The sequence below is a fragment of the Paenibacillus filicis genome, assembly GCF_038070315.1.
Classification (GTDB): domain Bacteria; phylum Bacillota; class Bacilli; order Paenibacillales; family NBRC-103111; genus Paenibacillus_G; species Paenibacillus_G filicis.
In genome coordinates, this window is record NZ_JBBPCC010000041.1 from 1 (window position 1) to 14,423 (window position 14,423).

The 14,423-nt window shown below is 55.8% G+C and carries 13 protein-coding genes and 1 pseudogene; all 14 read right to left on the bottom strand.

Translation table 11 applies throughout. The annotated features are described in order from the left end of the window. On the bottom strand, positions 1–1,562 hold a 1,562-nt coding region (locus WMW72_RS34575; protein WP_341420148.1), incomplete at its 3' end, for a polysaccharide biosynthesis protein. A gap of 223 nt (positions 1,563–1,785) precedes the next feature. Beyond that, positions 1,786–2,328, bottom strand: coding sequence for a stage V sporulation protein T (gene spoVT, locus WMW72_RS34580; RefSeq protein ID WP_341420149.1), 543 nt, complete (start codon positions 2,326–2,328; stop codon positions 1,786–1,788). Between the two features lie 250 nt (positions 2,329–2,578). Next, complete coding sequence (locus WMW72_RS34585) at positions 2,579–3,664, bottom strand: peptidylprolyl isomerase (protein ID WP_341420150.1); 1,086 nt, start codon at positions 3,662–3,664, stop codon at positions 2,579–2,581. Continuing rightward, positions 3,651–7,175, bottom strand: a complete 3,525-nt coding sequence (gene mfd / locus WMW72_RS34590) for a transcription-repair coupling factor (protein WP_341420151.1) — start codon at positions 7,173–7,175, stop codon at positions 3,651–3,653. The genes WMW72_RS34585 and mfd overlap by 14 nt, the downstream gene beginning before the upstream one ends. 107 nt (positions 7,176–7,282) lie before the next feature. Then, the gene (gene fin, locus WMW72_RS34595) at positions 7,283–7,513 is read right to left on the bottom strand and encodes an anti-sigma-F factor Fin (protein WP_341420152.1); all 231 of its coding nucleotides are present in this window, start codon (positions 7,511–7,513) and stop codon (positions 7,283–7,285) included. Between the two features lie 95 nt (positions 7,514–7,608). Beyond that, positions 7,609–8,169, bottom strand: coding sequence for an aminoacyl-tRNA hydrolase (pth, locus tag WMW72_RS34600; RefSeq protein WP_341420169.1), 561 nt, complete (start codon positions 8,167–8,169; stop codon positions 7,609–7,611). A 204-nt stretch (positions 8,170–8,373) separates the two neighbouring features. After that, the gene (locus WMW72_RS34605; RefSeq protein WP_341420153.1) at positions 8,374–9,012 is read right to left on the bottom strand and encodes a 50S ribosomal protein L25; all 639 of its coding nucleotides are present in this window, start codon (positions 9,010–9,012) and stop codon (positions 8,374–8,376) included. 120 nt (positions 9,013–9,132) lie between these two features. After that, the gene (gene glmU / locus WMW72_RS34610) at positions 9,133–10,536 is read right to left on the bottom strand and encodes a bifunctional UDP-N-acetylglucosamine diphosphorylase/glucosamine-1-phosphate N-acetyltransferase GlmU (RefSeq protein ID WP_341420154.1); all 1,404 of its coding nucleotides are present in this window, start codon (positions 10,534–10,536) and stop codon (positions 9,133–9,135) included. 135 nt (positions 10,537–10,671) lie between these two features. After that, the gene (spoVG, locus tag WMW72_RS34615) at positions 10,672–10,956 is read right to left on the bottom strand and encodes a septation regulator SpoVG (protein WP_159888042.1); all 285 of its coding nucleotides are present in this window, start codon (positions 10,954–10,956) and stop codon (positions 10,672–10,674) included. Between the two features lie 122 nt (positions 10,957–11,078). Then, on the bottom strand, positions 11,079–11,465 hold the full coding sequence (locus tag WMW72_RS34620) for a RidA family protein (protein WP_341420155.1): 387 nt from the start codon (positions 11,463–11,465) through the stop codon (positions 11,079–11,081). A 7-nt stretch (positions 11,466–11,472) separates the two neighbouring features. Beyond that, complete coding sequence (purR, locus tag WMW72_RS34625; protein WP_341420156.1) at positions 11,473–12,312, bottom strand: pur operon repressor; 840 nt, start codon at positions 12,310–12,312, stop codon at positions 11,473–11,475. A gap of 153 nt (positions 12,313–12,465) precedes the next feature. After that, positions 12,466–13,323, bottom strand: a complete 858-nt coding sequence (gene ispE, locus WMW72_RS34630; RefSeq protein WP_341420157.1) for a 4-(cytidine 5'-diphospho)-2-C-methyl-D-erythritol kinase — start codon at positions 13,321–13,323, stop codon at positions 12,466–12,468. A 363-nt stretch (positions 13,324–13,686) separates the two neighbouring features. After that, a pseudogene (locus WMW72_RS34635) lies at positions 13,687–13,863 on the bottom strand (small, acid-soluble spore protein, alpha/beta type); the annotation flags it as partial. A 185-nt stretch (positions 13,864–14,048) separates the two neighbouring features. Continuing rightward, positions 14,049–14,321, bottom strand: coding sequence for a biofilm formation stimulator Veg (gene veg, locus WMW72_RS34640; RefSeq protein WP_159888046.1), 273 nt, complete (start codon positions 14,319–14,321; stop codon positions 14,049–14,051). Positions 14,322–14,423: the final 102 nt, after the last annotated feature.

A 14,423-nucleotide genomic window follows, 5' to 3' on the forward strand; every position in this document is an offset into this window, starting at 1 on the left:
CCCAGCAGCGGGGCTAGGACGGCGCGGCCGCGCGGAGCCGTGACGCGGGCGGCGCGCAGCGCATGCGCGAGCGACAGCGCCGCCGCGAGCGCAAAGGCCGTGACGGCAGCCCAGGCGGCGCCGTCGATGCCGTAGCGCGGGACGAGCACAGCGTTGCCCGCCACTTTGACCAGCGCGGCTGCGAGCAGGTAGAGGGCCGGGGCGCGGACCGCGCCGAGGCCCTGCAGCACGCTGCCCGCTACCAGATTCACCACCGTCAGCACGGCGGTGAAGGACAGCACCCGCATCGCGGCGGTTCCCTCCGCCGTACGGAAGAACATCACGTTCAGCGGCTCTGCCAGCAGCGCCAGGCCGAACGAAGCGGCGAGGCCGATCAGCAGCGTCGCCCTCAGCGCATAAGCGGCCCGGCTCTGTACCGCCTCCAGGTCCCCACGATGTGCGGCTTCCGCGATCGCGGGGACGAGTGCCGCGGCCATCGAGGAAGCAACCATCGCAACCAGCTGAACCAGCGGCTGTCCGTGGTTGTACAGACCGTACTGGTACAAGGCCGCGCTCTCGTCCAGCCCCCCTGCCGCGAGCAGACGCGGCAGAGTAAACGCATCGACCAGCCCCAGAATAGGAACCGCCAGTGTGCCGAGACAGATCGGCAGCGCATAGGCCGCCAGCTTCTTCGCAAGCTGCCAGTCTCCGAGTCTGCGGCTCGTCGGGGCATGGCCGCTGACGCCCCCGGTTAGGTCTGCGCCCTGCCCGGGCTGCCTGCGCTTGCCCTCCTGGCGCCAATACAGGAGCATGACCGCCAGCCCGGCGGCTGCACCCGCTACCGAGCCGAACGTAGCCCCGGCGGCGATCATCTCCGGCGACGCCCCCCGGCTCATCAGCACGAACAGCAGCGCCAGCATAGCTGCTACGCGCACCGTCTGCTCCACAACCTGTGACCAGGCCGTAGGAGCCATCAGACCGTAGCCCTGAAAATACCCGCGCAGCGCCGACATGACGGGGACGACAAGCAGTGCAAACGATACGCTACGGATCGCCGGCGCCGCCTGGGCGGCACCCATCCACCCCGAGATCCGGTCTGCACCCAGAAACAGCAGCATGAAGCAGAGTATGCCGGTTACGAGCAGGACGAGTATGGACACCCGCAGCACCTGGCGGGCTTCCCCATCCCGGCCTTCCACAGCATATTCCGAGACGAACTTGGAGACGACGAGCGGAAACCCGGCCGTCGCCAGAAACAAGATCAAGGTGTACAGCGGATACACGGCATTGTACATGCCGAATACCGTATCTCCCGCCATATTCTGCAGCGGGATTTTTTGCAGCGTGCCCAGCAGCTTGGACACGACCGCAGCCATGCCCAGCAGCGCAGCTCCCTGCAGCAGGGCCGAAGCAGCTTGTCCGCCGGAGGGGACTTTCTTCTCGAGCGACAGCTCTCCGGCACGACTGGCCTTACCATACGCCTCCGTGGATGCATGGAGACTGCCGGCAATGGAATCCCCGCCGGGTATCTCCTGTATCAGGCGCTCCGCCCCGATCCGCCCCTTCTTCTTGCCTTTCCTCATCCTGCCATGGCCTCCCGCAACAACCGTCCGTATCCAGCTAACGCCTACATTATACCGCAGGATAAGACATTTTCCAAAAGCTTGCCGTCCGTGGCGAAGTCTGCGCCTTGTATCTGGTGAACATAAAAAAGCTCCCTGTCCTCTTCCCCTAGAGGGAAGCTGTCAGGAAGCATGTTGCCCGCGCCTTGACGTACCGGGAGCGCTTCTTCATAGCTAGGTACGCTTATTGCTCCATCTGCTTGGCCAAAAAGCCTGCGGCGGTCTCGGCCATCTTCAATTCCATCTGACCCATCTTCAGGTTCTCGTCTTTATTGACCAGGACCACCGAGCCGATCGGATCGCCACCGGCTACAATCGGGGCAATCACATAAGAGCCATACTGCTCGGGAGCATCCTTACAAACCTCATAGGAGCCTGCTGAGCTTTCTAGAGAGGCCTTGCGGTTCTCCATGCTGGATTCGACCAGCGAACCGATCGATTTATCCAGGTAATCCTTCTTGGAGCCACCTGCCACAGCGATGATCGTATCTCGGTCCGTAATCAAAATGATATGGCCTGTGCTTTCAAAGAGAGACTCGGCATATTCCTTCGCGAAATCCCCAAGCTCACCGATAGGCGAATATTTCTTGAGAATGACCTCTCCGTCACGGTCCACGAAAATCTCAAGTGGATCCCCTTCCCGGATACGCAGGGTACGACGGATCTCTTTCGGAATCACAACCCTGCCAAGATCGTCGATACGACGAACGATTCCAGTTGCTTTCATAATTCTAGATGCCTCGCTTTCCTTGAAGAATGTGAACCAATCTGGATTACCCTGTTGTATACGAATGGAGGGAATTCGATTGACCATAGTATTCTTCGATTCCCAGAGGGTTATGCATCTGACACCTGGTTCGGGCGATCCGCTCTTGCCTCTTTGTATGTACGGGCTATGTATGGGCCGCCGCTGTTTTCATTATGTCCAAAAAAATGAAAACAAAACAGGATGCCCCTGCGGGGCACCCTGGTAATTGTTACTTCTTCTCTTCGGTTTTTGGAGCTTCTCCAGCAGGCGGCGCGTCTGTTTTTGGAGCCTCTACCTTGGGCAGATTATTCGTCTGAATCAGGCCTGGCAGTTCTTTCTCCAGGAATTCGTAAATCTTCGTCTGAGCCGCCTCGGAACGAAGCGCATCCTTGGCTTGATCCAAGGTCTTCGTCGTACGCGTTTCAACCTTCATCACATGGTAGCCGAACTGCGACTCGACCGGATCGCTGATCTGATTGAGCGGCAGCTCGATGGCAGCCTTCTTGAACTCAGGTACCCATTGGGAAACAGGGGCGTTCTCGTACTTGCCGCCCGTGTCCTTCGAACCCGGATCGTCCGAGTACTCCTTAGCCAAGGCGTCGAAGTCCCCGCCTGCCTTCAACTTGTCCTGTACTTCCTTGGCGCGCTTGAGCGCATCTTCCTTGGAACGCGTCTCCTTGCCTGTTGCCGCATCCGTCGTGCCGATCAGAATATGGCGCACGGTAGCTGTCGTATATACACTTGGATCCTTCGCAAGCTGCTCATCGTATACTTTCTTCACGTCAGCATCCGTTACCTTGCTCTCCGCCGATACGATGGCCACAAGGCTGTTGCCGATAAAATCCTGAATGTCCTGCTCGGTGACATTGTTATCCTTGAGCGCCTTTTCGAGACCGCCCTCCTGCATGCCGAGGTAGGTCTTGATCTGCTCCATCTGTTCCTTTGCCTGCTTCGCGGCATCTTCCTTGTCTTTCGCCTCAGCGCGGGCACCCAGAACTTTAAACGCAAGCAATTGATTCATAATATCATGCTGGAACGCAGGATCTGTCTTGAACTGTGCGTATTGCGGATAAAATAACATATTGATATTGACAAATTTGTCGAATTCAGCACGCGTTACGCTGCCGTCCTTGTAGGTTACAAGCACATCGGCGGGATTGCCCGTAGCAGCTGGCGTCGTTGCCTCTGTTCCTGTCGGTGGAGCAGCCGGAGCTTCTTCCTTCTTGCCACAGCCCGCGGCGAGACCCGCCACCAGCACGAGCGACATCATCGCTGCGGCAAGTGTCCGGTATGATTTCCTTTTATTTTGCTGCATTTTGCAGTTCTCCCTTCGATTTCAGCGCACGTTTGTATTGTACCAGAAACCGCTCCAATAATTCGATGGATTGTTCTGGCGTCAGTCCCTTGCCCTTCGTTTCGATCGTCATATTCGAACCCGTCATCAGCCTGACGCGATTCTCAAACTCCTGGGCCAGCTTGCCCCAGGCTGCCGTCTCGAGATTGCCATTCTGCTCGGCGTGGATGCGCAGCTCGTAATCCTGCCCCTTCTGCACAATCGTCTCGATGCCGTACATCGCCCCGTACACCTTGAGTCTTGCCGCAAGCAGCAGATTATGCACCGCATCCGGCAGATCGCCGAACCGGTCGACCAATTCATCATGCAGCTCCGCCGCTTCGTCCAGCGATTGGACGGCCGCGACCTTCTTGTAGATCTCGATCTTCTGCACACTGTCGTAGATGTAATCTCCCGGAATGTAGGCATCCAGTTGAATGTCGAGCTGCGTCGACCAGGTCTTGACCTCGGGCACCGGATCGCCGCCGATTTCCTTCTTCCGTTTGTTGACCTCCTCGGCCAGCATCTGGGAATACAGGTCGAAGCCGACAGACGCTATAAAGCCATGCTGCTCGGCACCGAGCAAATTGCCCGCGCCGCGAATGGACAAGTCTCTCATCGCAATTTTAAACCCTGACCCGAGTTCTGTAAACTCCTTGATCGCCTGCAGCCGTTTCTCGGCGACTTCTGTGAGCACTTTGTCGCGCTGATAGGTGAAGTAGGCATACGCAATCCGATTGGAGCGTCCTACCCGTCCGCGGAGCTGATACAGCTGGGATAACCCCATCTTGTCAGCATCGTGAACGATCAGCGTATTGACATTCGGGATGTCCACACCGGTCTCGATGATGCTGGTGCTGACGAGCACATCGAATTCGCCATCGAGGAAGTCCAGGATCGTTTTCTCCAGCTCCTGCTCCGACATCTGTCCATGGGCCACCGTCACGCGGGCATCCGGGACAAGCATCGAGATCTGCTCCGCCATCTGTGTAATGCCCTGCACCCGGTTGAACAAGTAGTACACCTGTCCTTCCCGGGCAAGCTCACGCTCGATGGCCTCGCGAACGAGCGAAGCGCTATATTCCACGACATACGTCTGGACCGGGAACCGGTTCTCAGGCGGCGTCTCGATGACCGACAGATCGCGAACACCCAGCATCGACATATGCAAGGTACGCGGAATCGGCGTAGCCGTCAGCGTCAGCACGTCGACATTGGTCTTCAGCCGCTTCAACTTCTCCTTATGCGAGACGCCGAAACGCTGCTCCTCATCCACGATCAGCAGCCCGAGCTCCTTGAACTGCACATCCTTGGACAGCAAGCGGTGCGTGCCAATGACGACATCGACCGTTCCCGCCTTGATGCCTTTCATCGTATCGGTCTGCTCCTTCTTGGAGCGGAACCGGCTTAATACCTGGATATTGAACGGGTAGCCCGAGAAACGCTCTCGGAACGTTTCATAGTGCTGCTGGGCCAGAATGGTCGTGGGCACAAGTACAGCCACCTGCTTGCCGTCGATCGCGGCTTTAAATGCCGCCCGGATCGCGACCTCTGTCTTGCCATACCCTACGTCGCCGCACAGCAGCCGGTCCATCGGGCGGGCCCGTTCCATATCCTTCTTAATCTCCTCGATAGCCCGAAGCTGATCAGTCGTCTCGTCGTAAGGGAACATGCCCTCGAATTCCTGCTGGTACGCCGTGTCCGGGCTAAATCCGTAACCGGTCGTCGCCTGACGCTCGGCATACAGCTTGATCAGATCGTCGGCGATATCCTGAACGGCCGCGCGGGCCTTCGTCTTGACCCGGTTCCAGTCGGAGCCTCCGAGCTTGTAAACCTTCGGCTCCTTGCCTTCCTCGGCGCCGACGTATTTCTGCACATGGTCGATCTGATCGATCGGAACCGATAGCTTGTCGCCTCCGGCGTATAGAATATGCAAATAATCTTTATGAATGCCGCCAACTTCCAGGGTGCCAATGCCTAAGAACTTACCGATCCCGTGATTGACGTGAACGACGTAGTCACCGACCTTGAGCTCCTGGTAGCTTTTGATCCGTTCGGCGTTCTCAATCTTTTTATCCACCTTGCGGGCCTTGCGCTGCTTCTGGGTGAACATTTCGCCTTCGGTGATCACCACGAGGTGAATGCCCGGCAGCTCGAAGCCTGTCTGCAGACTGCCGTCTACAATCTGCGGCTCGTCGATCTGGTAATCGGCCAGCACGCGCCTCAGCCGCTCAACCCGCTCCGCTCCGCCCGCCATCATCATGACCTGGGCACCAGACTTCTTCCATCGCTCCATTTCGCTCTTCAGCAAGTTCATCTGTCCATGGAAGTTCTGCATCACCCGGCACATGAAATTAATGATATTTTGCGGTGTCGTATTCGGCACCTGCCGGAGGAATAGCGACATATACAATGTCGGGAAAGGCCTTTTATGCAGTAACGTCTCAAAGGATTTGGACAAGGTCAGCTGAGGCAGGCACTTGCCATCCCCGAGCGATGTGGTCACCCACTCCGCCTCATCCTTCTCCAGCTGCCTGGCCGTTTCGATCAGGCGAGCCGGTTCGTCGACCAGCAGCACCGTATCCTTAGGCATGTAGTCCAGCAGCGTCTGCTTCCCAGGGAAGAGCAGTCCCATATACTTGAAGATGCCGGGGAACTGCTGTCCTTGACGCATCTGCTCGATCTCATGACCGATCCCCTCCAGCAGTTTGTCCTTCGCGGTGCGGTCGGACATTTTGCCAAGCTGCTCCTGCAGCAGCTCATAGGCGTGCTGCGCCGCCGTTTGTAACCGGTTTCGGTCTACGACAACCTCGCGGCAAGGCATGATGTCCAGCTGCTGATATTTATCCATCGAACGCTGATCAGCCGCATCGAAGGAACGGATCGAATCAATCTCCACATCGAAAAGCTCAATCCGGAAAGGGTGCGGACTCGTCAGCGGAAATAAATCGACGATTCCGCCGCGGACGCTCATCTCTCCCTTTCGCTCTACGCGCTCCACCCGCTCGTAGCCGAATTCCACCAGACGCTCGATCCAGGCATCCAGCTCAACCTGCTGGCCCACCTCGACCGTCATCCGGGCTTCGGCTATCGCCTCCTGCTGCGGGAGCAATCTCCGCATGCCGGCATACGGCACTACCACTACGCCGCGGAAGCCCGCCGCAAGCCTTGACAGGGCGTCGATACGCTGCGCCAGCATCTCAGGACTGGCAATAGCCGATTCTGCGGCTAGCAGCTCCTGTGCGGGGAACAACAGCACTTGACCCGGAGGCATCAATTCCTCCAGATCCTCAAACATCTTCTGTGCGGCAAACATATTGTGGGTCACGACAAAAAGCGGCTGATGCAGCTCTTCATACAGCGATGCCAGCATCACCTGCCGTGAAGAACCAGTCAGACCGGCTACCAATTGTTCTCTCATACCGGACCGGATGCCGGAGACGACGCTCTGGAAATCCGAATCGGCCGAGAATGCCTTTATTAACGCCTGCAACCAGGACACCCCTCTCAACCACGTCACACTAAAAAAAAGCCTAGAGCGGTCATCGCTTTAGGCCAATCCTCATAAGAAAAGCCGGATAGCCACAATGCGAAAAACCCCTATTGCAGAGGATTCGCGAGGAGCGACAGCTCCGGGTTGGCTTCCAGCGCTTCCTTGCAGTAATCGCAAACCACCTTGACGGTGATATCCCCATTAGGGTTATACGATATTATATCTCTCCGTTCCTCAGGGGTCAAGAAATGGAAGCCCAGTTGGAATTCGCTAGCTTCCCCTTGACGTATTTCTCCAATAAAAGTTTGACAGTGACGGCAGATATAAGTAACGGCCATCCTAATCCCCTCCTTGCGCTTTGCCTCATGCAAAGCACCCTTTGGCATTCAGTATGCCCAGGCGGAGAGGAGATTAGCCGGGTGCGAAGCCCCGTTTATACGTTAAACTTCGCCATCGTATGCTCGAAAGAATTCGTCAGCAGATGCTCCATCGCATCGCTCGTCTTATCCAGCACCGCTGCCATCTGGGCGTTCTCGTCCTTGGAGAACGTATGCAGCACGTAATCGGCAATATCCCGTCCCGGAGCGGGCCTCGAGATTCCCATTCGGATGCGGTTGAAGGATTGCGTACCCAGATGTGCGATCGTGGACTTGATGCCGTTATGCCCTCCCGCGCTTCCCTGATAGCGAAGCCGGATGTTACCGTAAGGCGTGTCCAGGTCATCATACACGACGACAAGGTCCTCAATCGACGCCTTGTAGAAATCCATGAAAGCCCGGATCGACTCCCCGGACAAATTCATATAGGTCTGAGGCTTCAGCAGATAAACCTTCTGCCCGTTCACGACGCCCTCGCCCAGCAGTGCCTTGCACTTGCTCGTCGTAATCTTGATCCCATGGCGGCCGGCAAACCGGTCCAGTGCCATAAACCCGATATTATGCCGGGTCTGTTCGTATTGCTTGCCCGGATTACCCAGACCCACAAACCATTTCAAGCCAGCTCCTGCTCCCTTCCCGCTGCCGGAACAGCCGCCGCTGTCCCAGACCTGCACTGCATTTCCTACACTCAATGATACCTGAAAAAAAACCGCAAGCCAACTATGCGTTTCGCCGGCAGACCGAGCCCGTCCCTTCAGCCTTTAGACATGAAGAAGCGTGCCGATGGACATCGGCACGCTTCTCTCTCCTAACCGGCCTGCTTAACTGACCGGTTGTTCGGATTTATCCACCGCTTCGGCCTTGGCCTCGGCTTTGTCCACAGATTCTTCCACCGCTTCGGCATCCTCCGCTTTCTGCGGAGTCAGGATCGTCGCCAGCACATCGTGCTCGTCTGTCTTGACCTCGACCTGCGAAGGCAGCTTCAGGCTGGATACGAGCAGATTCTCGCCGATCTCGAGTGCCGAGACATCGACTTCGATCGAGTCGGGAATCTGCGTCGGCAGGCAGCGCACCTCCAGCTCATGGCGCTGAATTTGCAGAATGCCTCCGACCTGCACACCTGCAGGATCGCCCACATAATCCAGACGCACCGTCGTATTGACCGGCTCGTCCATATTAATCTGATGGAAATCGACATGCAGCAGCTGACGGCTAATCCCGTCGCGTTGGATTTCATTAATCATGACCGGCTGTTTGCCGAACTGAGGAACATCAAGCTCAATTACCGCATGGGGATTTACCTTCAGCAGAGCAAGAAGCTCTTTCTGATCAAGCACGATAGAGATTTGCGACACTTTCTTCCCGTACACGATGCCGGGAACCTTGCCTTGGGCACGAAGACGCTTGCGCTCTCCCTTCGTCCCTCCGTTACGGGCTTCCGCTTTCAATGCAGCAGTCATTAGACAACCTCCTTCAATTGGGAACAAGCCTTGCACTTCTACTTACTTTACCCAATTGAGGGAGGTCTAAACCTTCCGCTTACCGAAAATTGCCTTATCGTCGCCGTGCCTGCTGTTAGATCAGGACTTCAGCTTGGAGGCCGCCTTCTTCGCCGCGAATTTGGCCCGCAGCTTATCGGCATAGCCCGATTTGTTGACCTGGCGCTCGCGGGCGATTGCCAAATCTCCGGATTCGACATTATGCGTAATGGTCGATCCCGCCACGACATAAGCTCCTTTGCCTATTTTCACCGGGGCGATCAGGTTCACGTTGCTGCCGACGAAGGCATCGTCTTCCACCTCGGTAAGCTGCTTGTTGAAGCCGTCGTAATTGACGGTGATGGCGCCGCAGCCAAAGTTGACGTTCCGCCCGATCTGGGCGTCGCCGATGTAGCTCAAGTGAGACACCTTGGTGTCATCGCCGAGCTTGGCGTTTTTGATCTCGACGAAGTCGCCGATCTTGACATTTTGCCCCAGATCCGCGCCCGGCCGCAAATAAGCAAACGGCCCTACGGAAGATCCGTCGCCGACTACGGCGTCCTGCAGCACTGAATATTTCACGGCTACACCCGAGCCGATCTTCGAATCAAGAATGTCCGCCTGCGGCCCAATCGACGCATCCTCGCCGACGACCGTGCTGCCGCGCAGCACCGTGCCCGGATGCAGCACCGTATCCGCACCGATGCGCACATCGGCTTCGATGTACGTGCTGGCCGGATCGATAATCGTGACGCCGCCAAGCATATGCTTGCGATTGATGCGTACGCGCATCGCCTGCTCAGCCTCCGACAAGGCCAGCCGGTCGTTCACACCGATCGACTCGGCCGCATCGTCCAGCACATAGCCGTCAACACGCTCTCCCTGGCTATTCAGAATACCGATGACATCGGTAATATAATATTCGTTCTGTGAATTTTCATTTTTAACTTCAGCCAGCGCAGCGAACAGCTTTCGGTTGTCGAAGCAGTACGTACCGGTGTTGATCTCCTTCACCAGCCGCTCTTCGTCCGTACAATCCTTCTCCTCGACGATCTTGGTGACGAAGCCTTGCGCGTCGCGGATAATACGTCCGTAGCCCTTCGGCTGCTCGACGACCGCTGTCAGAATCGTAGCCGCCGCTCCCCGCTCCTGATGCAACCCGATCATGCCTTGCAGCGTCTCCTCCGAGATCAGCGGCGTGTCCCCACATACCACCAGCGTCAGCGCATCCTCATCCGCGACCAGCGGTCCTGCCTGCAGCACCGCATGGCCTGTCCCGAGCTGCTGCTCCTGCAGGGCATACTCAGCCCGTTCCCCCAGATAAGCCTGCACGGCTTCAGCCCCGTGACCTACCACAACAACGGTGCGGGAGGTTTGAAGACCTTCCAGCGTCGAGACGACGTGTCCGACCATCGGCTTGCCGCATACCGGATGCAGCACCTTGTATAGCTTCGATTTCATCCGCTTGCCTTGTCCTGCTGCCAGCACGATTCCTATGATTTTCAAACCCTCATCCCCTACCCATTCAAGAATCCTATCCTATGCTATGCGGCACCAGGCCGCTCCTCTACATCAATTCCATGATAGCCTACTCCCTGGAAAAAGAAAAGAGAGCCTGATAGGCTCCCTGGAGAACGTGGATTAAGCTCCCTCTTCAATAACTTCTTCTTCCGTAGCGGCACGATCGTATTCTGTGAGTACGGCGGCTTGAATCTTCTCGCGTGTGGAAGAGGAAATCGGATGCGCGATATCCCGGAACTCCCCGTCCGGAGTCCGCTTGCTTGGCATCGCGACAAACATCCCGTTATTTCCGTCAATCACGCGAATGTCATGGACGACGAATTCATTATCGATGGTAATGGAAGCGATTGCTTTCATTCTACCCTCGGAATTCACTCGACGAAGTCTGACGTCTGTAATTTGCACCTTCGGTTCACCACCTTTTTCCATCTAGAAGACTTGAGGTAGTAATTCCACATTTTAGGGCAAATTCCTGCTCAGACAGCAAACTTTTTTTGGAAATTTATAAAACCTTTATAATAAACTTATTATTCGACAGGAACCACCGCGATGAGATCAATTTCGACAAGAACATCCTTCGGCAGGCGCGCAACCTCAACCGTAGAGCGGGCTGGCTTGTGGTCTCCGAAGTACGAAGCATACACTTCATTAATCTGGGCGAACTGATTCATGTCCTTAATAAACACGGTCGCTTTGACGACTTGACCCAGCGACGAGCCGGCTTCGGCCAGTACGGCCTGGAGATTCTTGAACACCTGATGCGTCTGCTCGACTACGCCACCTGGAACCAGTTGCCCGTCCAAGCCAAGCGGAATTTGTCCCGAAGTAAACAGCAGGTTGCCGAACTGAACGGCTTGCGAGTACGGCCCGATAGCCGCAGGGGCATCTGCCGTAGATACGGACTTGATCGTCATAGGTAAATCACTCCCCGTGAAGTTCTTGTTCTTTGAAATACGTGCCTGGCACCACTTTAATCTGACGCGATTTCTGGTCTACCGTGGACAGCTTGGCGAGCGAGATATAATCCTCCACCAGATGCTCATCCACTTCTCCGGACTCTACAAATACGCCCACACCCTCCACCGTCGCCTTGAACTCCAGCAGCAGATCCTTCATTCCCTGAATGGTTCCTCCGACACGCATGAAGTCGTCAATGATCAGCACCTTCGACTCTTCCTTCAGTGCGCGCCGTGCCAACGACATCGTCTGGATGCGCTTGTTCGAGCCGGAGACGTAGTTGATGCTGACGACCGAGCCCTCCGTCACCTTGCTGTCGCGCCGTACGATGACGACAGGCAGATTCAGGAAGGTAGCTGTGGCGTAAGCAAGCGGGATGCCCTTCGTCTCTACCGTCATAACCACATCGATATCCTTCTTCGCGAAGACGGAAGCGAATAGCTTACCGACTTCATTGAGAACCATGGGCTGTCCGAGAATATCAGACATATACAAGTAGCCGCCAGGCAAAATTCGTTCGGGCTGCTCCAACTGCCGGCACAACTGATGAATAAACTGCAAGGCGCTTGCCGGTGTGACCTTCGGTATGTAACGGACGCCGCCAGCCGCTCCTGCGAGCGTTTGCAGTTCGCCGAGGCCTTCTTCCTCGAAAACTTCCTTGATAATGGCCAAGTCCTCGCTAATGGAAGATTTGGCCGAATTATATCGGTCCGCGAACGTCGTTAATGGAATGAGCGTATGTGGGCGGATCAGCAAGTATTGGGTCATTTCCACCAATCTTGCGCTTCTTTTTAGCTTTTTCAAGAGTGATCCCCCTTCAACCTGGCCTAAAAGCCAGGAAAAACCGAATATTATATTGAGAATATAACATTTTTATACGGTTAGGATCAAGGTAATTAGCGAATTTTTTTGTTATGTGCATGTCATATAATCTAACACGTCTATTGGATTATGACATTATTGTGTCAGCAGCCTCACGGCGTACACGTCTTTGCAGAATCCGCGCAGTCCGTTATACACCCGCGCTACCTTCGATTCCTTGGACACCAGACCGAATACCGTAGGACCGCTGCCGGACATCAACACGCCCTCCGCCCCCAGACGGGTCATGACTTCCTTCAACTGCCGCACCTCCGGGTACAGATCCAAGGTCACTTCCTCCAGTACATTGCCCAGCTCTCCGCACAAGTCATCAAACCGCTTATAGCGGATCGCTTCGATAACTTGCTTCGTCGAAGGGTGACGTTTGATCTCCGCAGCTCTCAGCTTGCCGTAGACCTCGGCCGTCGATACATTGATCGGCGGCTTAGCCAGTACGACCCAGCATTGCGGCGGGGATTCGATAGGCTCGAGCACCTCGCCTCTGCCGCGTGCGACGGCCGTACCGCCCGTCACGCAGAATGGCACGTCCGAGCCGAGCTCGGCGCCGAGCCGCTGCAGCTCGGAGGTTCCGATACCGAGCTTCCACAGCCTGTTCAGGCCGCGCAATGTGGCGGCCGCATCACTGCTGCCGCCTGCCAGACCGGCAGCTACCGGAATTTTTTTATCGAGATGAATATAGACGCCCTGCTTCACCTCATACCGTTCCTTAATTAAGCGGGCGGCTTGAAAGGCTAGGTTCTTCTCATCAAGCGGGATATACCCAGCTTGACTGGAGATGATGATCGTGTCCCGCGGGAGCTCCTGCATCTCGATCCGGTCAGCCAGATCCACCATCGTCATGACCATCTCCACCTCGTGAAACCCGTCTTCCCGTTTATACAATACGTCCAGCGATAAATTGATTTTGGCTGGCGCTTTCTCGAATACTTTCATAGGACACCTTCTTTGCAACTGTCTGTCTTCCTGCTATCGGCCCGATTGCCATGTAATTCTATACTATACCAAAAACCGGACAAAAAAAAGCCGAAGCCTCAGGGAGGCTGTCGGCGTGGAAGACCCTCATTCTCAGTGCCCCGCATACGGCGGGTATGCCGAGGCTTGCTGAGCCGCCTGCTGTGCGGCTGCGTAGTAAGGGAAGCCTTGTCCGCCATAAGTCTGCGGCGGCTGCATAGCATCTTGAGAAGCGACTGGCGCGGTCTGCACCGCCCCCCTCACATAAGCCTGCGGCTGCGGCTCCACTCTGGGCTGCCGGACCGAACCGGCCGAATAGACGGGCGCCTGCGGGCGGGATGCCGTCTGATTGGCCAGAGCCTGTTCGGCGATCTGAATCGCCCTCTTGACCATATTCCCTGCATCCTGCGTCCGTATGCCGCCCCAGCCCTCGCGTTCCACCGTTTCGTAGAACCCTAGATCCTTCGCCAGCTCATACTTGAATTGCTCCGACATCACGCCTCTGCGATTTCTCCGGCTCATCTGTTTCAATTCCTCCTCCGCAGTTGATAAGTATAATAGGTGGCCTTAGTATACGCTGCACGACAACGGCCCATACCTCCGGGAAGCAACATTTCCTCATGCTGTGTCGTCTTGTTTATATAGAAAGAAAATGCGAAAACGGCCAACCGCTGACGCGACCGACCGTTCTTGTATGTACAATTAAGCTATTGATGGATCGCAATCCGCAGTTCTCCATCATCATGACACACGGTGACTTCTACGGATTCCGTCAATATATCTGCATAGCTATAGGAAACACGCTTGAACGACTGCTGCTCTTGATCCAGCTTGACGATAAATACGGAAGGGTAGGTTTCCTCCAAGACACCCGAGCGCTCCACTGTCTTGCGACGGCCGCCATTCGCTCGCAACATAATCTTTTGTCCGACATGAGGTTCCAAACAACGTTTGATCTCCAATAGCGTGTTTTTAGCCATTGACTGCTACCACCTCTTTCCTGTTGATTATAACGCAACATAGGTAGTATGTCAATTTAAGTGAAATATTATATCAGCGGTTTTGATTAATTGTCAACGATT

Excerpts from the sequence above, each read along its gene's own strand:
- spoVT (WP_341420149.1), bottom strand. The coding sequence starts at position 2,328 with ATGAAAGCAACTGGAATCGTTCGTCGTATCGACGATCTTGGCAGGGTT.
- WMW72_RS34585 (WP_341420150.1), bottom strand. The coding sequence starts at position 3,664 with ATGCAGCAAAATAAAAGGAAATCATACCGGACACTTGCCGCAGCGATG.
- fin (WP_341420152.1), bottom strand. The coding sequence starts at position 7,513 with ATGGCCGTTACTTATATCTGCCGTCACTGTCAAACTTTTATTGGAGAA.
- WMW72_RS34605 (WP_341420153.1), bottom strand. The coding sequence starts at position 9,012 with ATGACTGCTGCATTGAAAGCGGAAGCCCGTAACGGAGGGACGAAGGGA.
- WMW72_RS34620 (WP_341420155.1), bottom strand. The coding sequence starts at position 11,465 with ATGACGATCAAGTCCGTATCTACGGCAGATGCCCCTGCGGCTATCGGG.
- ispE (WP_341420157.1), bottom strand. The coding sequence starts at position 13,323 with ATGAAAGTATTCGAGAAAGCGCCAGCCAAAATCAATTTATCGCTGGAC.
- veg (WP_159888046.1), bottom strand. The coding sequence starts at position 14,321 with ATGGCTAAAAACACGCTATTGGAGATCAAACGTTGTTTGGAACCTCAT.